At 40.7% G+C, this 20,178-nt stretch carries 14 protein-coding genes and 3 tRNA genes; 13 read left to right on the top strand and 4 right to left on the bottom strand.

The genetic code is table 11. The features are described from left to right. The first annotated feature begins 160 nt into the window (after positions 1-160). The gene (secA, locus tag DC082_RS01715) at positions 161-2,929 is read left to right on the top strand and encodes a preprotein translocase subunit SecA (RefSeq protein ID WP_109235486.1); all 2,769 of its coding nucleotides are present in this window, start codon (positions 161-163) and stop codon (positions 2,927-2,929) included. A 147-nt stretch (positions 2,930-3,076) separates the two neighbouring features. On the opposite strand, the gene DC082_RS01710 is transcribed toward secA, so the two are convergent. Continuing rightward, positions 3,077-3,979, bottom strand: a complete 903-nt coding sequence (locus tag DC082_RS01710; protein ID WP_109235485.1) for a hypothetical protein — start codon at positions 3,977-3,979, stop codon at positions 3,077-3,079. A gap of 698 nt (positions 3,980-4,677) precedes the next feature. Here DC082_RS01710 and DC082_RS01705 point away from each other — a divergent pair. From DC082_RS01705 to DC082_RS01680, 6 genes are all read left to right on the top strand, one after another. Next, positions 4,678-5,877 (top strand): efflux RND transporter periplasmic adaptor subunit, encoded by a 1,200-nt coding sequence (locus DC082_RS01705; RefSeq protein WP_109235484.1) that lies wholly within the window; start codon positions 4,678-4,680, stop codon positions 5,875-5,877. Further along, positions 5,877-7,898 carry a MacB family efflux pump subunit gene (locus DC082_RS01700; protein ID WP_109235483.1) on the top strand — a complete coding sequence of 674 codons (2,022 nt, stop codon included), beginning with the start codon at positions 5,877-5,879 and terminating at the stop codon, positions 7,896-7,898. Before DC082_RS01705 ends, DC082_RS01700 begins: the two co-directional genes overlap by 1 nt. Before the next feature lie 147 nt (positions 7,899-8,045). Continuing rightward, entirely contained in the window at positions 8,046-8,435 is a 390-nt protein-coding gene (gene sdhC / locus DC082_RS01695) for a succinate dehydrogenase, cytochrome b556 subunit (RefSeq protein ID WP_109235482.1), read from the top strand. A gap of 9 nt (positions 8,436-8,444) precedes the next feature. Continuing rightward, complete coding sequence (gene sdhD, locus DC082_RS01690; protein WP_109235481.1) at positions 8,445-8,846, top strand: succinate dehydrogenase, hydrophobic membrane anchor protein; 402 nt, start codon at positions 8,445-8,447, stop codon at positions 8,844-8,846. Between the two features lie 68 nt (positions 8,847-8,914). Continuing rightward, positions 8,915-10,717: a succinate dehydrogenase flavoprotein subunit gene (gene sdhA, locus DC082_RS01685; RefSeq protein WP_109235480.1), complete on the top strand. Its 1,803-nt coding sequence runs from the start codon at positions 8,915-8,917 to the stop codon at positions 10,715-10,717. Between the two features lie 45 nt (positions 10,718-10,762). Then, positions 10,763-11,539 (top strand): succinate dehydrogenase iron-sulfur subunit, encoded by a 777-nt coding sequence (locus DC082_RS01680; RefSeq protein WP_094568074.1) that lies wholly within the window; start codon positions 10,763-10,765, stop codon positions 11,537-11,539. 353 nt (positions 11,540-11,892) lie between these two features. Here DC082_RS01680 and DC082_RS01675 read toward each other — a convergent pair whose 3' ends face one another. Beyond that, entirely contained in the window at positions 11,893-13,566 is a 1,674-nt protein-coding gene (locus DC082_RS01675; protein WP_133243672.1) for a hypothetical protein, read from the bottom strand. 526 nt (positions 13,567-14,092) lie between these two features. On the opposite strand from DC082_RS01675, the gene DC082_RS01670 reads away from it, so the two are divergent. Beyond that, positions 14,093-14,332 (top strand): BolA family protein, encoded by a 240-nt coding sequence (locus tag DC082_RS01670; protein WP_109235478.1) that lies wholly within the window; start codon positions 14,093-14,095, stop codon positions 14,330-14,332. Beyond that, on the top strand, positions 14,332-15,606 hold the full coding sequence (gene murA / locus DC082_RS01665; protein WP_109235477.1) for a UDP-N-acetylglucosamine 1-carboxyvinyltransferase: 1,275 nt from the start codon (positions 14,332-14,334) through the stop codon (positions 15,604-15,606). The genes DC082_RS01670 and murA overlap by 1 nt, the downstream gene beginning before the upstream one ends. A 149-nt stretch (positions 15,607-15,755) precedes the next feature. Here the strand turns inward: murA and dsbD are convergent, their stop codons facing one another. Next, positions 15,756-17,585, bottom strand: coding sequence for a protein-disulfide reductase DsbD (gene dsbD / locus DC082_RS01660; RefSeq protein WP_109235476.1), 1,830 nt, complete (start codon positions 17,583-17,585; stop codon positions 15,756-15,758). 359 nt (positions 17,586-17,944) lie between these two features. On the opposite strand from dsbD, the gene DC082_RS01655 reads away from it, so the two are divergent. Then, positions 17,945-18,020 (top strand) — tRNA-Gly (locus DC082_RS01655). A 152-nt stretch (positions 18,021-18,172) separates the two neighbouring features. Beyond that, a tRNA-Gly gene (locus DC082_RS01650) sits at positions 18,173-18,248 on the top strand. Positions 18,249-18,326: 78 nt separating this feature from the next. Here DC082_RS01650 and DC082_RS01645 read toward each other — a convergent pair. Next, positions 18,327-19,211, bottom strand: a complete 885-nt coding sequence (locus tag DC082_RS01645; protein ID WP_109235475.1) for a class II glutamine amidotransferase — start codon at positions 19,209-19,211, stop codon at positions 18,327-18,329. Between the two features lie 390 nt (positions 19,212-19,601). Between DC082_RS01645 and DC082_RS01640 the strand changes: the two genes are divergently transcribed. Together DC082_RS01640 and DC082_RS01635 are read left to right on the top strand one after the other, a co-directional pair. Further along, positions 19,602-19,677: transfer RNA gene (locus DC082_RS01640), tRNA-Gly, on the top strand. A 132-nt stretch (positions 19,678-19,809) separates the two neighbouring features. Continuing rightward, positions 19,810-20,088 (top strand): SlyX family protein, encoded by a 279-nt coding sequence (locus DC082_RS01635; protein WP_109235474.1) that lies wholly within the window; start codon positions 19,810-19,812, stop codon positions 20,086-20,088. Positions 20,089-20,178 lie beyond the last annotated feature (90 nt).

The following is a 20,178-nucleotide window of genomic DNA, read 5'->3' as shown; positions in this document are numbered from 1 at the left end:
CAGGTATTATAGAGGGCTTGTAAATTAAACAATACCTTATCGTTAAGCCGATATATTGATACAACAATTCGTACAACTTTTACTCCTATTCGTACAATCGTATTCGTACAAAATTACGTAAAAAATTACATATAACTTTTGATTTGGTTAAAGGTCTCAGATGATTAATAAATTGATCCGAAAAATATTTGGTACACGTAATGATCGCCTCATTAAGGAAGCGAGAGGTTATGTGGCGAAGGTTAACGCATTAGAAGAGCAGATGCGTGCAATGTCGGAAGAGGAATTAAAGGGGCAGACCACGCTCTTTAAAGAGCGTTTAGCAAAGGGAGAGACTCTCGATGACCTTTTACCAGAGGCATTTGCTACAATGCGAGAAGCTTCAAGTCGAGTGATGGGAATGCGCCATTACGATGTGCAGCTTATTGGTGGTTATATGTTGCATCAAGGTCGTATTGCAGAGATGCGTACCGGTGAAGGTAAAACATTGGTGGCAACATTGGCGGTCTACCTCAATGCATTAGCCGGCAAAGGGGTACATGTTGTAACGGTGAATGATTATCTTGCTCGCCGAGATGCGGAGTGGATGGGGAAGGTCTATAACTATTTAGGACTCTCTGTAGGCGTTGTAGTCTCTAATCAGAGTCTTGAAGAGAAGAAGGCGGCTTATCAAGCAGATATTACCTATGCAACTAATAATGAGTTAGGGTTTGATTATCTACGCGATAATATGGTCTATGACATGAGTCAAAAGGTGCAAAGACCCCTCTCTTTTGCGGTGATCGATGAGGTTGACTCTATCTTAATTGATGAAGCGAGAACACCGCTTATTATCTCAGGGCCGGTTGAAGGGGGTGCAGATCTCTATCATGCTGTTAATAAATTAATTCCTCATCTTCAAAAGCCAACGGAAGAGGGGCCTGTTGATTTTGAGATTAATGAGAAAGATAAACAGGTTAACCTAACAGAAGAAGGGCATCAGCATCTTGAATCCCTTCTTGTTGAGGCCGGTCTCTTAAAAGAGGGAGATAGCCTCTATGATAGTAATAACCTTAAGCTCTATCATCATGTCGACAATTGTCTTCGTGCGCACTATATTTTCCAACGCGATGTTGATTATATTGTACAGAAAGGTGAGATCGTCATTGTTGATGAGCATACAGGTCGAACTTTGGCGGGACGACGCTGGTCTGATGGACTGCATCAAGCAATCGAAGTGAAAGAGGGTGTTGAGGTTAAGCCTGAAAATCAGACATTAGCCTCTATCACTTTCCAAAACTATTTCCGTATCTATGAAAAACTTGCGGGTATGACCGGTACTGCCGATACAGAAGCACCAGAATTTTTAGAGATCTACGGACTTGAAGTTGTTGTAATTCCGACGCATAAGCCGGTTCAGAGAAAGGATTACGGTGATCTAATCTACCTCACACAGAAAGAGAAATATGAAGCGATTATTAAAGATATTCTCGACTGTTATGAGCGTAAACAGCCCGTATTAGTGGGGACAGCTTCAGTTGAAGTTTCTGAATTAATCTCTGACCTACTTAAAAAACAGAATATTCCTCATGAAGTACTCAATGCCAAGCAACATGAGAGAGAAGCATACGTTGTTGGTAGAGCTGGTATTCCAGGAGCAATTACAATTGCGACTAACATGGCCGGTCGTGGAACAGACATTGTTCTAGGCGGAAATGTTAAATTAGAAGAGCAACTCTTTTTAGAATCAAATCCTAATGCTACAGAGAAAGATCTTGAAGAGCTTAGAGCGAGAGCAAAAGAGCGTCAAGAAGAGGTGCTAGCATTAGGCGGCTTACATATTATCGGGACAGAGCGTCATGAGTCTCGCCGAATAGATAATCAGCTTCGTGGTCGTGCTGGACGACAGGGGGATGTCGGATCTTCTCGCTTCTATCTCTCACTTGATGACCATTTAATGCGTATCTTTATGAATCCTAAGATGCGTAATTTGATGGCGAGTTTAGGGATGGGGAATGGTGAAGCATTAGAGCATCGCATGATTACCCGTTCTATTGAAAATGCACAACGTAAGGTTGAAGGTCACAACTTCGATATCCGTAAAAATCTTTTACAATATGATGATATTGCTAATGATCAACGTAAGATCATCTACCAACAGCGTGATGATATTCTTCGTGCAGATGATATCACCAACGCAATTAATATGATGCGTGAGCAGGTCTTTGGTGATCTAGTCGAGAAATATATCCCCCCTCAAAGTTATGCTGAACAGTGGGATCTTGCAGGATTGATGGATGTTCTTAAAAATGAATTTAGAATTGAGATCGATTTTGAAAAAGCGCTTAAAGAGAATCCCAACTTAACAGAAGAGGAGATCTATAACGCGATTATCGCCGAGAGTGAGCGTCAATATGCCGAGAAGAAGCAACAGGCGAATGCAGATGTTGATCCTTCCCAATTTAGACGTTTTGAGAAATCAGTCTTACTTGAAGTGCTCGATAGTCAATGGAAAGAACATCTGGCAGCGATGGATTATTTAAGACAGGGAATTCAGCTCCGCGCTTATGGTCAACGCCGTCCAGAGCAGGAGTATAAACGTGAATCCTTTATCCTCTTTGAAGCGATGTTAGATCAAATCCACTATAAAACAATCCGTTTCTTAAGTAATATTGTTATTCGTGTAGAAACGCCGGAAGAGCTTTCAGAAGCACTATCAGCACCAGAAAATGCAGAGAAGAAGGTGATTGAAGGTTCTGTAACTAATGCTGCTGATGTAGAGCGTTTAATCGATGAGATTGGCAATATTAAAGAAGAAAATATTGCTGAGACTGAAGCGGCAATTAAAGCTGATATCGATTCCGGGGCTTTTGCTCAGGTAGGCCGAAATGAGCCATGCCCATGTGGATCGGGTAAGCGTTATAAAGATTGTCATGGTAAGATCTCTTAAATTGAGAGATTACCAATGAGATTGCCAATAGCATGATAGAAGAAGACCTTGCAATTTAAACTGCAAGGTCTTTTTTATTATCGGAAATAGATTTAAATTGATCTTAAATGGATCTAAATACAAGACTTCTTTAAATCATAAATCACATTAAAGCGCTTTAATATGTGTCGTAAGTTGTGCTCTAGCACTATCGACAGTTAAAGGCTCTTTAAAGAAATCCGGATTCATCACCTCAATTTTACTGTAGGGAATTTTATGCATCTTAAAGAGATGCTCAAGGCGATCTGTTGTCAATGCATAAGTTTTGTAGTCCTGTAGATAATCTTTCATCGCTTCATCATAGATGGAGGGGTGTGCAACATAGAGAGCAACTTCATCGAGCTTCCAGTAGAGAATATGGCCACTTCCTAACTGGTTGAGTTTCTCTGTTTGATCAAAAATTACCGCCTGCATGATCTCCCAGAGCTCTTCTAATCCGATCTGAATCAGCTGAGAAGCAAAGAGCCCATTGAGATCTGCGAGCGTCACAATAGACATATTGAGGATATCTTGCTCAAAAGCATTCTGAAAATCGCTAACAATCTTGCCATTGAGGTGTGCTTTTGTAATGAGCTCACGCTCCATTTTCTCAATAAAATCTGCTGCCTCCGGCGTCTCCGGCATCACTACGGTAAAGGGGAGAACCTCTAGAACATCGGCAAATTCACTCAATTCTTTATTGAAGTGAAAGACTTCAAATTGCTCTTCAGCCGTGCCGATACCGATAATAGAAGGTTTAAAGTTTTTCTCTCTAAAGTGAATTTTAGAGAGCTCAAAGAGCTGTGTATAGATAGGGAATCCAGGTCTTATGATTTGATGGAGATGGTATATTGAACCAACACCGATAAGACCGAAGTTTTGAATTCCCGGGAAATGGCTTGCAATATTTTGCCCAATACTTTGAAGAAGTTCAGTTGCTGCCTCTTTATCAAGATAGAGCGCTTCATCTTCAGTTTTTGAAGTATGTTGAATGACGACCGCAAGATCAATTGTACGAAGTCTGTTATCCATAATATCCTTGCTTGTATCCTTGCTGATATATAAAGGGTGATATAAAAGGTTAATTTCTCATTGTACGACCGACTAAGGGAGAAAAGCAAAGGATCCAATCAATAAAGAGGAATTTGCACTTAAGATCTTTCAGTTAGTGGCTTTCAAGCGAAGAGGGAGCGAGGCATCGATAAGATTGATGATCAAGGCTTATCAAATAACATATAAATGCACTATATCTATACACTCTATATTTAGATATATTGTGTATAGTGGATCCTACTATGATAATTTTACTATGCGGTAGTTAAGGAGAGTAGAGAGTAGTAGAGAGATGCCGAGATCGTAATCGGTCAATGGAGTAGTGGGCTAATAGCGCTGTAGTGTAAATAAGGGAATGTTTTCATTATGTTCAATGCTTTCAATGCTTTTTTATTGAGGAATGATTTTTATCTAACCTCACATCTAACGTTTCATTGAGTTAGATAAGCACTTTCACTAAAGAGTTAGACCCTTTAATCTCTATTGATCTCTAGTGATCTCTATTGCTCTCTATTAATCTATTAAATCTCCATTAATCTCGAGATTCGTTGTACTATTTCATTGTGCTAATTTGTACTAATATTAGATTGTTGATGATTGGTTGTATCACTATCGACATTTCGCCTGATCACTCGATGCAATCACTCTTCTAAGTTGGAAATAACAAAATAATTACTATGAAAAAATATCGAAAATACCTTATCGGTGCGCTTCTGATTCTTCTTGCTCTCTCTGCTTATCTCTATTTTACCCCAGAAAAACGAGTCGCCTATCTCACAACAGCTGTAGAGCGAGGGGATCTAGAGGTGAGTATTTTAGCTTATGGCAAAATGGAAGCATCTGATCAGATTGATGTGGGAGCGCAAGTCTCAGGACAGATCAAAAAGATGTATGTAAAGTTAGGTGATCGGGTAGAGCGAGGTGATCTCTTAGTCGAGATTGATGACCTCCCACAACAAAATGCAGTCAAAGATAGTGAAGCTCGCTTAAAAAATATGATCGCTTCCAAAGCGGCTAAAGAGGCACAACTTCTCAATGCTCGAATTAATTTAGAAAGACAACAGAAACTGATCCGAAATGGTGCGACCACTCAAAATGAGCTTGATCAGGCAGAGGCGACTTTAAAAGTTTTAGATGCGGAAGTTGATGCCCTTATTGCACAGATAGCGCAGGCGCAAATTGCCCTTGATACTGCTGAGCTTAATCTCGATTACACAAAGATCACGTCACCTATTGATGGAATGGTTGTCGCGACCGTTGTTAAAGAGGGACAAACAGTTAACTCGACTCAGACCGCACCTACGATCGTTAAAGTTGCAGATCTTTCGACAATGACCATAAAAGCGCAAATCTCTGAGGCGGATGTGACAAAACTTCATCCTGGAATGAAAGCTTACTTTACTATTTTAGGGGAGCCTAACCAACGTTATGAGGCGATTTTGCGTCAGATTGAGCCGGCAACAGAATCTTTTCAGACAACCATTGGTAATGTTGTTACCAATTTTAATGAGGCCGTCTACTATAATGGTTTGTTCGATGTAGAAAATCTTAACAATCTCTTCTATATCGGTATGTCGACGCAAGTGCATATTATTTTGGAAGAGAAAGAGAATGTTTTGATGATCCCTATGGCGGCACTTCGCTTTAAGCCATCAACAATGCCGGCGGTAACAGTTCCAAAAGGGGAGCGAGTTGTCTGGATCTTAGAGGATGAAGAGAGTGGTAAGATCGTGCCACGGATGATTAAAACAGGGCTCTCTAATAGTATCTCTGTGGAGGTTATCTCAGGACTTCAAGAGGGAGATCGTGTTATTACGGCAGAATCTACCGGTTATAATAATGCCGGCAGCATGGGAATGATGGGAAGAAGACGATAATGAATAGGGATGATTTAGGCCAATCTTCAGAAGGATCTTTAGAACCGCTCATTCAATTGAGGGATCTTCGTCGCTCATTTCAATCGGGAGATCTCTCTGTTGAGGTTTTAAAAGGAATCACACTCTCAATTGAAGAGGGTGAGTTTATCGCGATTATGGGTGCTTCAGGTTCAGGAAAATCGACCTTAATGAATATTATAGGGGGATTAGATTATCTCTCTGCCGGGAGTTATCACTTCAAAGGAAGGGATATAGCGCACTATAGTGATGATGAGCTTGCTGAACTTCGAAGGGAACATTTCGGCTTTATCTTTCAACGTTACCATCTTCTTAATAGTTTAACTGCTAAAGGAAATGTTGAGATGCCGGCGATCTATTCAGGAATGCCGGGGGCACTCCGCCATCAACGGGCAGAAGAGTTATTAACGCAATTGGGGCTCTCAGAGCGAGTCAATTACTATCCAACCCAACTTTCAGGTGGGCAACAACAGAGGGTCAGTATTGCGCGAGCTTTAATGAATGGGGGAGAGATTATCCTTGCAGATGAACCAACAGGGGCCTTAGATAGCGAAAGTGGCGCGGCAGTCTTGGGGATTTTAAAAGATTTAAATCGTGCAGGGCACACCATAATTATGGTGACGCATGATCCTGATGTCGCAAGTCATGCAGATCGTATTATCGAGATTAAAGATGGGCTGATTATTGGTGATGAGCGACAAATTTCCGCCCAAGATATTGTTCAAAATAATGCAGAATCAGAGAGTAAAGCGACTCAAAAAGAGCAAAAGAGCTGGAAACGAGCTTCGGGGCTCTCCCATCTTGGGCTGCGTATCAGTAATGCCTTTAAGATGGCGATTCTCTCAATGTTGATGCAGAGACTTCGAACATTTTTAACGATGCTTGGGATTATTATAGGGATTGCCGCCGTTGTACTGGTGATCGCATTAGGTCGAGGATCGACAGATCAGATTATTGCAGATATTCGACAGATGGGAACCAATACATTAACAATCTATCCTGGCACTGGCTTTGGGGATCGTCACTCTCAGAGTGTGCAGTCGCTACGCCCGGCAGACGTTGAGGCACTTAAAAAACTCCCCTTTATTCATAGTGTGACACCTGTTGTCTCAACTGTAGTTGAAGCACGATATGGTAATCAATCGGCAATCAATACTCAGATTCAAGGGGTAGGTGCGCAATTTTTTGATGTTCAAGGTTATGAGATAACTGAAGGGATCGCATTTGATGAAGAGAGTGAACTGTCACTCGCGCTTGAAGCGGTGATTGATGAAAATAGCGTGAAAACTTTTTTTAGTGAAGGGAAGAGTCCTATTGGTGAGGTCATTATTATAGGGCAATTACCTGTTCGAGTGATTGGTGTTGCGACTTCGAAATCCCAAGGGATGTTTAGTAGTGATACCATGACTATCTGGATTCCCTACTCAAGTGCAATGCATCGCCTAACCGGTGGGACATCATTTAGAAATATTACAGTCAGGGTCGATGATGATGTCAATATGGCATTAGCAGAAAATAGTATTACCGATCTATTGACTGATCTACATGGGAAAAAGGATTTCTTTATCTATAACGCGGATGCCATTAAGGAGATGGTAGAGTCAACAACGTTAATTATGCGAATTTTAGTAACAGCAATAGCGTTAATTTCTCTACTAGTTGGGGGGATAGGGGTCATGAATATTCTTTTAGTCTCTGTTGCTGAGAGAACTAAAGAGATCGGAATGCGCATGGCAGTTGGCGCTCGTAAAAGTGATATATCTCAACAGTTTCTTATTGAATCGGTGTTAGTCTGCCTTATTGGAGGAGTAGTAGGGGTCGCTTTAGCGCTCTCTACAGGGTTTATATTAAAACAACTAGGAGGAATGATCCCATTAAGCTTTTCGTTACCCTCAATTATCTTCTCCTTTATTGCTGCATTTTTGATCGGGATCCTTTTTGGCTTCTTTCCGGCAAAAAAGGCAGCAGAGCTCGCGCCTATAGAAGCATTAGAGCGTTCCTAAGCTGAATCTATCAGCAATCTGCGCAATATCTCAACAATATCTCACCTATTTATGAATGGGAGATTGAAATATTTGTCATAACTTGGCAAACTGATGCAACTTAGGTTTAATCTGTATGTTTTATTTTTTATTAATTGGAGTCTATCTATGAGTCAAAATAAACGGCCTTTATCGCCATTTATGCTCGGTAGCGGATACAAATGGCAAGTTACTTCGGTAATGAGTATTTTGCATCGTGCCTCCGGCGTTGCGTTGGTGTTAGTTCTACTAGTCATTGGTGCTTGGTTGGTAAGTTTAGCAGCAGGTCCAAGTGCATTTGCCACAATGACCGCTTTCTTAAAAAATCCTTTTGTAGTGCTCCTTGTTATTCTTGGAACATTCGCTGCTTGTTACCATTTTTGTAACGGCATTCGTCATCTCTTTTGGGATGCCGGAAAAGGTGTGGATATTGAATCAGCTAAAAAGAGCGCGAAGATCGTACAGATCGCTGCTCCTGTTTTAGCGGTTCTTATTCTTATTGTTGGTTTTGCAGCATAAGGAAGCGTTATGAAAAGATATCAAACCCCACTAGGTCGCGTTAAAGGTTTAGGATCAGCGCATGCAGGTTCTGTCTCTTGGTTAGCACAAAAAGTCTCTGCTGTTGTTTTAGCACTGCTCTTTCTTTGGTTCGCTTTCTCATTTGCAAGCCTATATGGTAAAAGTTTTGAAGAGGTATTATTCTGGGTGGGAACTCCGATGAATACCGTTCTTTTAGTTGTTTTAGTCGTTGCAGGAATCTATCACGCTATTTTAGGCCTTCAAGTTCTTATCGAGGACTATGTCAGTAAGACCTGTCAACGCATTGTTATTTTAAGTGCGATGCGTGTGATCTTATCTGTGATTGGTGTTGCAATTGTTTGGGCTATTATCCGCGTTGGATTTATCGTTAGCACCATGATGATGCACTAATTGTGTATGCACTAATATCTAGAAGATGTAGAAATTTTACAGAATAATAATTCTCGGAGTTTTAATCGATGAGTAACTTAAAAGAGTATAAAGATTATAAGATTCATGAGCATGTCTATGACGTTGTCGTTGTAGGTGCAGGTGGCGCAGGCCTTCGTGCAACGCTCGGTATGGCAGAAAAAGGTTTAAAAACGGCTTGTGTTACTAAAGTATTCCCAACTCGTTCACATACTGTTGCGGCACAAGGTGGTGTATCAGCAGCGCTTGGTAACATGGGTGAAGATGATTGGCGCTGGCATATGTATGATACGGTTAAAGGATCTGACTGGTTAGGTGACCAGGATGCTATCGAATATATGTGTCGTGAAGCAATCCCTGCAATTTTAGAACTTGAGCATTACGGTCTTCCATTCTCCCGTACTGAAGAGGGTAAGATCTATCAACGTCCATTTGGTGGAATGACAACCAATTTTGGAGAAGGCCAAGCACAAAGAACTTGTGCCGCAGCAGATAGAACAGGGCATGCAATGCTTCATACACTCTATCAACAGTCACTCAAACATAATGCAGAGTTCTACATTGAGTACTTTGCAATTGACCTACTTATGGATGAAGGTGAGTGCCGTGGAGTTGTGGCTTGGGATTTAGCTGATGGCTCAATGCATGTATTCCGCGCTCAAATGGTTGTTTTAGCGACTGGTGGTTATGGTCGAGCATACTTCTCTGCAACTTCAGCGCATACCTGTACTGGAGATGGTAACGGAATGGTAGCTCGTGCTGGCTTACCGCTACAAGATATGGAATTCGTTCAATTCCATCCAACAGGAATCTATGGCGCAGGTTGTTTGATCACAGAAGGTGTTCGTGGAGAAGGGGGCTATTTAACCAACTCTAATGGTGAGCGTTTCATGGAGCGTTACGCACCAAACGCAAAAGACCTTGCATCACGTGACGTTGTTTCACGCTCTATGTTGATCGAAATTCGTGAAGGTCGTGGTGTTGGTCCTAAGAAAGATCACATCTTCCTCCACCTTGAGCATTTAGGGCCTGAGGTGATTGAAGAGCGTCTTCCAAGTATTGCTGAGAGTGCAAGAATCTTCGCTGACGTCGATGTTCGTAAAGAGCCGATCCCTGTTATTCCAACCGTTCACTACAACATGGGGGGGGTTCCAACCAACTACCATGGTGAAGTTGTAACATTAAAAGATGGTGATCCAGATTCAGTAGTTCCCGGCCTTATGGCAATTGGGGAAGCTGCATGTGTATCAGTACATGGTGCTAACCGTTTAGGATCTAACTCCCTTTTAGACTTAGTTGTTTTTGGTCGTGCAGCAGCTAATCGTGCAGCAGAAATTTTAGAGCCAAGCGCAGCGCACAAACCATTAGATGATCAAAAAGTAATCGATATCTTAGATCGTTTCGACAAAATTCGTCATGCTGATGGTAGTATCCCAACGGCTGAATTACGCGATAAGATGCAGCGTGCAATGCAGGAAGATGTTGCGGTATTCCGTATGCAAGAGACGCTAGAAGATGGTGTCAGACGTGTTGATGAGGCATTTAAACAATTTGCAGATATCAAAGTGCATGATAGAAGCCTTATCTGGAACTCAGACCTCGTTGAAACTCTTGAGTTATCTAACCTTTTAATCTGTGCAGTTGCAACTGTGAAGTCTGCAATCAATCGTACAGAATCACGTGGAGCGCATGCTCGTGAAGATTATCCTCATCGTGATGATGTTAACTGGATGAAACACACATATGCGTGGGTTGATGAAAATGGTGATGTGAAGATCGACTATCGTCCTGTTCACACCTATACGTTAACTGATGAAGTAGCGTATATCGAACCTAAAGAACGTACTTACTAATAGCAACAGATTAGTGAAGAAAGGTTAAATAGAAAGGAAAAGATTATGGCTGAATTTAAATTACCCGCAAATTCGGTTGTTAAAGAAGGTAAGTTCTTTAAAAACGAAAATGCGACCAATAAAAGAGTCTTTAAAGTATATCGTTGGAATCCTGATACCGGTGAAAACCCGCGTTATGATCGTTATGAAGTTGATCTTGACGCATGTGGTCCAATGATTCTTGATGCGTTACTTCTTATTAAAAATACAATGGATCCAACTTTAACGCTTCGTCGTTCATGCCGTGAAGGTGTGTGTGGTTCTTGTGCAATGAATATTGATGGTACTAATACGCTTGCGTGTACAAAGGCAATTAGCTCTGTTAAAGATGGCGAAGTGACTATCAATCCATTACCGCATATGCATGTTGTTAAGGACTTAGTTCCAGATTTAACACATTTCTATGCGCAATATGCATCGATTAAACCATGGTTACAGACAGATACAGCGACACCACCACGTGAGCGATTACAATCAATCGATGAGCGTCGTAAGCTTGATGGTTACTATGAGTGTATCCTCTGTGCATCATGCTCTACCTCATGCCCGAGCTACTGGTGGAACTCTGATAAATATCTTGGTCCTGCAGTATTACTTCAGGCATATCGCTTTATCTCTGACTCACGCGATGAGTACAAAGGGGAGCGTCTTGATATGTTAGAAGATCCATTTAAGCTCTATCGTTGTCATACAATCATGAACTGTACCAATACCTGTCCGAAAGGTTTGAATCCTGCAAAAGCGATTGCAGAAATTAAGAAGTTAATGGTTGCAAGACACTAATAATGATAGAGGATGATGAAGGTGTGAAATTGAAACACCTCCATTAAAAGCGTAAGCAAAATAGAAGTGCCGATCATTTAATCGGCACTTTTTTTACTTTCACTTTTATTTTTTATTTTTTACTTTTATTTCACTCGTTATTTTTGATTTTTAAATTTTTAAAGATAGAGGAACTTTAAGTTTTTTAAATCTTACAGTTTAAGAGTAATAATACCTAATGACTTATGACTCATGGCTCGTGACTCCTGACTCCTGACTTATTGTCTATTACTTATTATTTATTACTTATGAGCTATAACTTATGATCTATAACTTATGATCTATAACTTAAAAGTTATGATAAGCAATACTCTCTATGAGAGCGTTGCATTATCAGGAGTGACATCGATAACTCGATGATTACTATCTCGCATCTCAATATTGGTGTAAGGCATGCTCCAACCCTCTTTTTGCGCACAACGAAGACAGGCCTCCTGTAGTAATCTTCCTGATTGGAAGTAGTAGCCGGCACCAGAACCTTTCATCGCAACAATTACAGTATAGACCAGAGAAACACCTTCATTAATGCGTCTAAACTCAACACTAATAGAGTTATATTGATCATGCATACCTGTATGAGAGAGAAACTCTTCAATATAGGCTTTCAGTTTTGTAAAGATCTCATCAACAGGTGTTGTAAAGTGTTTATAAGAGAGTCCAAAGTCAGCAACAGCATAATAACCATAGGAGAGGTTCGTAGGAGCACCGGCAATAAAGTCGGGAGCAGGGTAGATAATCGTACTATTAAATGAGTTGAGGTAGACTGACTCTGGCGTGATTCGTTTAACCTCTCCAAAGGTACCATTCGGTAGAATAAAGCTGTCCCCTACTTTGGCAGGAAACCAGATCTCATCACTCAGAAGAGGACGAGAAGTTAAAGTTGCAAGCTCCGGCAACATTAAGCGAATACGGCCATTATCGATTGCAGGATTGACAAGCGTTGCACTATAAAGCGTAATTCTTTCAATACGCCAGGGAATACCACGATAGATGACACGCTCTCCTTGTCGGGCTGATCCTAAGTTGAGAAAAAGACGAATCTCCGAAAAATATTTAGGAACATAATTACGAAAAGCGAAAATAAGTGCCAATAGAATTAAAATCGCAATTCCAAAGAGAACCATATCGCCCATGGCGTGGAGAACAATAAGATAAGCGATAACAGAGACAACAACTGAAAAGACACGGTAGGCGAGTAGAAGTAATCGGCCCTTTAAATTGACCCGTTGAATCATCCCTTGCTCTTTTTTAGCTCTTCTTGCAATCAGAAGATCCATCCCTTTTGTTAAGAGATAGAGTACTAGAATAAAGGTGGAAAAGGAGACGACAAGAATAAGCCCGCGACCTTTAATAAAATCGAGCAATCCATCTTTAAGTGACTCCATAAAGCTCTTATCGGTTGCCATCGCATCTAAAAGCGCTTGAGTCCGATCACGCTCTCGCAGGAGATCAGTTAAAAAGGTCTCCCAATTGCTCTGAATTACCTCTAATCGCTTTTGTGATTCGGGTGTAAGTTGCTCAAAAGGCGCTTTCTGTAAAAATTCCAATCCCTTCTCGAGTTGCTCAATTTTTTCATTGTAGAGAGAGAGATCACGAGTTAGGGTATCGCGCTCACGGGAATTTTGAGTTAATCTCTGAATCTCGGCAAAGACCGGCTGAACAATCTGGAGTAGCTCCGCCTGCCAATCGTAGTTGAGATCAGTAATATTCTCCTTCTCTTTAATATAGTGAAGATCAATTCCCCCTAAAGCATATTTCTCAAACTCATTTCTGGCCTGATTGAGGCGAGATTGTAGCTGCTCAATCCGCTCTTTAATTGCGGCCGCTGATTCTTCAGAGTCGGCAGATGTAAGCTCTTTTTTAGCTTCATTGATCTTCTCTTGAGTGTCAATAATCGATTTTTCAGTCGCCTCTAAAACGGCATAAGCTTCATTTTCAGCAATTGTTTCTTGTGCAGAGAGATTGGTTGTAAAGCTCAAACTAATCAAGAATAGTAAGCTAAAAATAAGTCGAAAAAAGATAGTTGGGGAGGAAGTTTGAGAAGAAGAGTGTTGAGATAACGCTCTATATTGCATTGGTTGATCCTTCATATAATTGATTCTCTAATAACGCTAGAGAGTTGATCTAAGCGTACAATGATTACTCATGTTAACAAAGAGCTCACCCTTTTTCCTAATCTGAAGCTTTATTTTGATCAAAATTTAACCACTATTAGCGCTCTATTAGAGTTCTATTAAAAGAGGCTTTTGCACAATTTCTTACTCTATTTCAAATGCAATTCCCCCTTTTTTAACGTAACTATTTGAGTTGGACTATAAAGAAAATTCTTTGTAGCAACCGCTTAATTTCCTCTTTGAGAGCAAGAGTAGGGAAGGAGTGTATTAATTTGATCGATATATGCCAATCGTCATTGGGATCATGGCATAATAGGGGAAATATTTTTCAAAGTTGTGAGCAGAAAGTGGGTAAAAATCACATTCCATCACGTTTAATTCGATATAAGGAATATTAAAGATGATGACAAAAGATAAAGTGAGAGAGCTTATTGAAGCAGGTCTTCAGTGTGATTACATTGAGGTTAAAGGGGATGATGGTGTTCACTTTGAAGCGATTATTGTCAGCCCAGAGTTTGAAGGGCTATCGATGTTAAAACAACATAAATTAGTCTACTCCACCTTAGGTGATCGTCTTGAAACAGAAGAGATTCATGCATTAGCATTAAAAACCTACAAGCCATCTGAATGGAGCAAATAATGAGTGGAAAAGAGCGACTTCTAGTAGAAGGTAATGGTCCACTAAAGGGCTCTGTGAGCGCAAGTGGGGCTAAAAATGCCGTTCTTCCTATTCTTGCTGCGACGATTTTAGCAACAGAGCCCGTTGTATTAAAGAATGTTCCTAAACTTCAAGATGTGATTGTTTTATCAAAAATATTGGAAGATTTAGGAGCTAAGGTAGAATTTGAAGGATCGACATTAATTGTTGATCCGCGTTCGATCAGAAAGACACGAGCAAATCATGACCTTGTTATTCAGATGCGAGCATCGATATTAGTTTTAGGACCCATGTTGGCAAAATTTGGCCATGCAGAGGTCTCTTTGCCGGGCGGATGTCCGATCGGTAGTCGTCCTGTCGATCAACATCTTTTAGGGATGGAAGCATTAGGCGCTGATATTAAAATTGAGCATGGCTATGTATTAGCAACAGCAAAAGATAAGCGTCTTCAAGGGACACATCATACCTTTGATGTAGTCACAGTTACCGGTGTTGAAAATGTCTTAATGGCAGCCGTACTTGCTGATGGCGTAACTGTTTTAGATAATTGCGCAAAAGAGCCGGAAGTGAGTGATCTTGCCAATATGCTCAATAGTATTGGGGCAAAGATTGAAGGGATCGGAACCGATCGTTTAACAATTACCGGTGTTGAGAAGCTAGGTGGCGGTGAATATAGTGTTATGCCTGATCGTATTGAGATTGGTACCTATATGGTCGCTGCGGCGATGACCTTTGGAGATGTAACAATTATCGATTGTATCCCAGAGCATCTTGAAGCTGTCACTGCGGCATTAAGACAAGCGGGAGCTAATGTCGAAGTAGGGGAATCTACTATTAGAGTCTATGCCGGAGAGCCGAAATTAAAAGCCCTTCGACTTAAGACAGCACCCTATCCGCTCTTAGCAACCGATATGCAGGCTCAATTTATGGCGATGGCAGCGATTTCAGAGGGAACATCCACAATTACAGAGACTATCTTTGAAAATCGCTTTATGCATGCCAATGAGTTAGCCCGTATGGGGGCAGATATTAAGATCAACAATCGCTTAGCGCTTGTAGAAGGCGTTTCACGATTATCTGGAGCGAGCGTTACAGCAACAGATCTCCGTGCTTCAGCGGCATTAATTCTTGCAGGATTGGTGGCCGAAGGCACAACCATGATCGGCGCACTACACCATCTAGATCGAGGATATGACTCTATTGAAGAGAAATTGACAAATTTAGGTGCGAAAATCGAGCGAGTTGTCATTGATTGATGATTCTATCAATATCTCTGTGAAGAGCTATCTCTATAAATAGCGCTATTTATAGTTGATCATAAATGACTCATTTGCACTCATTCCGCGCAAAAAGAGAGCCTCGAAGATAAATCTTTGAGGCTCTTTTTATGTCGCTCTATTGCGCTCTATTGATTATTGTAATGATTGATGATTGTTCGAAGATGATTTAAAAACTCCTCTTTCGGTACACTTCCCATCACTCGCAACTGAGGAATCTCCTCACCATTAGGTGCAAAGAAGAGCATCGCTGGTGGTCCATAGATCTCAAAATGTTCTTGCAATCTCTGATCATGACGATCATTTTCTGTAATATCAGCTACTAAAAGATTGATTTTAGCCATCTCACTCTTAACTTCAGGATCACTAAAGACATATTTCTCCATCTCTTTACAAGCAACACACCAATCTGCATTAAACTCCAACATCGTCACGCGTTGATTATTATCTGAAAGAGCTTCATTAAGGCCAGAAATTCCTTTAATAGGGGTAAAGAGAGCGGTCTCTATCTTTTTCCCTGACTCATGGATAGAATGGATACCAAAGAAGAGGGTTGCTAATGCTAATGCTCCAAAGAAGAGGCGTGCTTTAGGACCACTTTCGACAACGGTGACCATTAGCCAGATAAAGGTTGCCAATGCAATAACGGCATAGAGCGTCTGCTCCCAATAGAAAGGCAGGGTTCTACCGATAAAATAGGCTGCAAGTCCCAATAGCATAAATCCAAATAATACTTTGATCTTATCCATCCAAGGACCTGCTTTAGGAAGAAGATGACCTGAAGATGCGCCTAAAATAAGGAGCGGCACGCCCATACCTAAGCTCATTGCAAAGAGTGCAGCCCCACCTAATAGGTAGTTTTGTGATTGGGCAACAAGGGTGATAATGCCAATGAGCGGTGCGGTAACACAAGGACCGACGATCAATGCTGATAACATCCCCATAATTGCTGTGCCTAGATAGCTATTCTTGTTTGATTGCTTATTACTGAGCGCACTTAATTTTGACTGGACGGCTGCCGGCATCTGGAGTTGATAGAGGCCAAACATCGAGAGAGAAAGAAGTACAAAAAGTGAGCCAAAACCAATTAAGACATAAGCATTTTGCAGGTAGGCAGCTAACCCTTTACCAAAGTAAGCGGCAAGTAGCCCTAAGAGGGTATAGACCAATGCCATCGCTAAAACGTAGACTAATGAGATTGTAAATCCTTTCTTAGGGGAGAGATTTCCACTTCGTGTCAATATGCCAGAGAGAATAGGAAGCATTGGCAATACACAAGGGGTAAAGGTTAAGAGTAGACCGAGTAGAAAGAAGAGGGGGATTGCTAAATACTCATTATCATGGAGATATTGCGTTAATCGATCATGCTCTGAAGTGATCTCTGGGATCGAGTCACTATTAGTAATGACTTCCTCTATTTGATCAAGATCTCTATCGATGGAAGGATCGATCTCTAACGTTATTTCATAACTTTGTGGCGCAAAGCAGTATCCGCTCTTTGCACACCCTTGTGCCTCAATATTAAAGTAACCGGTATTGATCCCATCACTTTTCACGGTAAAGGGAATAATGGTGGCACTATCATAGATCTCCTGTTGCCCAAAAAATTCATCTTCATGCTCAACCCCTTGAGGAAGCACAATATCGATGATCTCTCCATTGGCATTTTTAAGCTGTAGATCGATCTTCTCTTTATAGAGATAGTAATCAGGATTGATCTCCCATAAGAGAAGAAGTTGATGCTCTCCTCCTCCCGGATCATTCTGTTGCAGATGAATTTTCGGTATGAAGGCTTCAGTCGGCTTGAGCAGCTTTGTCGGATCGATACCAATCTTAGTGGTAGTAATACCTTGAGACTGATTGAAGAGTGTCTGTGCTGATATGGGCTGAAAGAGTATTCCAGTCACAATGAGCAGTAAGACAAACAACCAATTTTGAATTGTTTTGATTTTTAACATCCTTTTAGACCCTTGCGATAATCGTGTTACTTTCTTATGACTTTCTTTGTTGCTTTCTTTATTGCTTTTTATTGTTTGTAGCTCTCTACTTATTCTAGCTTTATCTAAGTACTATCTAAGTTTTATCTCAGTTTTATTTAGTTCTATTATAAATAGGATAATGAGGGCAAGATACCATAAGAGGGCAAGGGGGTATATCTCATTCTATCTAATGGTAGAGTAACTATTACTCATAATGCGATAGAGATAACTGATCTTAACAGTGATTCATTCACTCCTTGATTAGTCCTATTGTGTAAAAAATAGTCCAGTAATTGACACTATGAAAAAAAAGCTTATACTTATGCAATCATTGATTTGCGGGAATAGCTCAGTTGGTAGAGCACAACCTTGCCAAGGTTGGGGTCGCGAGTTCGAGTCTCGTTTCCCGCTCCAAAATCAATCTAGCGAAATATTATGTGTCTGCATGTATTTCATACTTGAGATAATCAATCAGAGTCTACGACATAAAAAGTAGCTGAATAAAATCTCTACAGATAGCAAGATTGACAATGAAATTCCAAAGAGTATAATACTCACCATTCCTAGCGGGAATAGCTCAGTTGGTAGAGCACAACCTTGCCAAGGTTGGGGTCGCGAGTTCGAGTCTCGTTTCCCGCTCCAAATTTAAAGAGCCTGATAGCGTTGTTATCAGGCTCTTTTGTTATCTCTTATCTCTTTTCCTCTACACCAAGATATCTTCTAAAAGATATCACTCTCTGCAGCGGCCGCACCAACTTTAGCAGCTAATGCTAATGCCTCTTCAACTGTAAAGTAGTGATCTGGATCCGGGGCGTAGCGTGCAATAATCTCTCCTTCTTGAAACATTACAATCTCATCTTTAGCTAATTGCTGCCACACTTCATTGGTAGTAAGTGGGAGCGTTGCAATAACGGCGATCTTGTCATAAGGCGTTGTGACTGCCGCGAAGTTCACATTGACATCATCATCGAGTAGCATCGCTTCACCAAAAGGTGCTTGGCGAAGAAGATAGTGAAGAAGCGTACTTGCATGAGCAATCATCCACTCCCCATTAGTGAGAAGATAATTGAAGATCCCTTTCTTGCGAATGGTTGCTGTTAATTTATTAATCTCCTGGAATAAAATATCTGTAGTCGGCTTTTGAGGGAACTTTCTCCGAAGCGCATTTAATATTGCACAAAATGCAGCTTCTGAATCGGTAGAGCCGACAGGCGTATAGAAATCATCCTCTCTTTTTTGAAAAAGGGGATGAGAGAAGAGGCGTTGGCAGTCGAGATGCCCATTATGAGCAAAAAGCCAATACTCACCCCAAATCTCTCGCATAAAAGGGTGAGTATTTGCGAGAGAGACCTGCCCATAGGTCGCTTTACGAATATGGGCAATCACATTTTTAGATTTAATCTGATAGCTCTTTACAAGATCGGCAACAGGGCTGGAGGCGCATGGTTTATCATCTTGATAGATACGAACTCCCTTTCCTTCAAAAAAGGCGATTCCGAAGCCATCAGTATGAATATCTGTTTCACCCCCTCGTTTACGAAATCCTTCGAAGGAGAAGAGGATATCAGTTGGTGTATTACAGTTCATTCCTAATAGTTGGCACATTGAATCCCCCATTTGCTTACTTATTGATAATTGTTCTGGTAAGGTTATTGGCTCACTAAGTATTGATCATTAACTGTGGATCATTAACTATGGATTATTAATTATTAGATAGTCAGCACTAAATAGTTTAAATAGTTAATTACTAGAGCGTTAAACCATTGTACTCCTATAGGAGTTGTAGGTATTTACTCTCTTATTCTAGCCTCAGCGACCATATAAGTCTATTTAAGAGCTTATTTTAAGAGCTTTATATTACTTCATTATGAAGTATATGACCTCCTATACCGCTCCTTATCTGCTCTTCAAGAGAACCCTTGAGGGTTGCTACTTTTTTCATCAAAGAGAGAGTTGACAGATTTTAATTTTACCTTATAATTGTATTCCTCTTTTGCGGGAATAGCTCAGTTGGTAGAGCACAACCTTGCCAAGGTTGGGGTCGCGAGTTCGAGTCTCGTTTCCCGCTCCAAATTATTAAAAGCCGAACTTTTATAGAAGTTCGGCTTTTTTTATTCCATAATTTCTCCATCGTTCTTGCTATCATATCTCCATTAATTTGAGTGAATGATCTTATAGAATCAGTAAAGAAGGGAATCAAAAGATGTTAGAGATATCGGAAGCTCCAGAGAAAAATGGGCGTAATGATCAAAGTTTAGAAGAGAGAATCGAAGATCTCACCGCTCGTATTGACGAACTTGAGAGTCGTGAAGCTTTTCACGAATATACAGTTGAGCTGTTAAATCAAACGATTATTGCTCAGCAGGAGATGCTCGATCGTTTAACGAGAGTCTCTCAACAATTGATAGAAAAGATAAAAGAGATGCCAAAGAGTGAAGAGCAGAGCTGGACGCCAGAAGAAGAGATCCCACCACACTATTGATCTATCAATGATTATCAATAATTATCAATGATCTTAAAATGATCCATAGATAAGCTGCCAACGATCTGTTAACAAACTATCACCAATATA

This window comes from Ignatzschineria indica, from assembly GCF_003121925.1.
GTDB classification, from domain to species: domain Bacteria; phylum Pseudomonadota; class Gammaproteobacteria; order Cardiobacteriales; family Wohlfahrtiimonadaceae; genus Ignatzschineria; species Ignatzschineria indica.
Note: the sequence above shows the minus strand (reverse complement) of the source record. Positions and strands in the feature narration are given on the sequence as shown.

Coding starts and splice junctions, on each gene's coding strand:
- secA (WP_109235486.1), top strand. CDS start 161: ATGATTAATAAATTGATCCGAAAAATATTTGGTACACGTAATGATCGC.
- DC082_RS01710 (WP_109235485.1), bottom strand. CDS start 3,979: ATGGATAACAGACTTCGTACAATTGATCTTGCGGTCGTCATTCAACAT.
- DC082_RS01705 (WP_109235484.1), top strand. CDS start 4,678: ATGAAAAAATATCGAAAATACCTTATCGGTGCGCTTCTGATTCTTCTT.
- DC082_RS01700 (WP_109235483.1), top strand. CDS start 5,877: ATGAATAGGGATGATTTAGGCCAATCTTCAGAAGGATCTTTAGAACCG.
- sdhC (WP_109235482.1), top strand. CDS start 8,046: ATGAGTCAAAATAAACGGCCTTTATCGCCATTTATGCTCGGTAGCGGA.
- sdhD (WP_109235481.1), top strand. CDS start 8,445: ATGAAAAGATATCAAACCCCACTAGGTCGCGTTAAAGGTTTAGGATCA.
- sdhA (WP_109235480.1), top strand. CDS start 8,915: ATGAGTAACTTAAAAGAGTATAAAGATTATAAGATTCATGAGCATGTC.
- DC082_RS01680 (WP_094568074.1), top strand. CDS start 10,763: ATGGCTGAATTTAAATTACCCGCAAATTCGGTTGTTAAAGAAGGTAAG.
- DC082_RS01670 (WP_109235478.1), top strand. CDS start 14,093: ATGATGACAAAAGATAAAGTGAGAGAGCTTATTGAAGCAGGTCTTCAG.
- murA (WP_109235477.1), top strand. CDS start 14,332: ATGAGTGGAAAAGAGCGACTTCTAGTAGAAGGTAATGGTCCACTAAAG.
- dsbD (WP_109235476.1), bottom strand. CDS start 17,585: ATGTTAAAAATCAAAACAATTCAAAATTGGTTGTTTGTCTTACTGCTC.
- DC082_RS01645 (WP_109235475.1), bottom strand. CDS start 19,211: ATGTGCCAACTATTAGGAATGAACTGTAATACACCAACTGATATCCTC.
- DC082_RS01635 (WP_109235474.1), top strand. CDS start 19,810: ATGTTAGAGATATCGGAAGCTCCAGAGAAAAATGGGCGTAATGATCAA.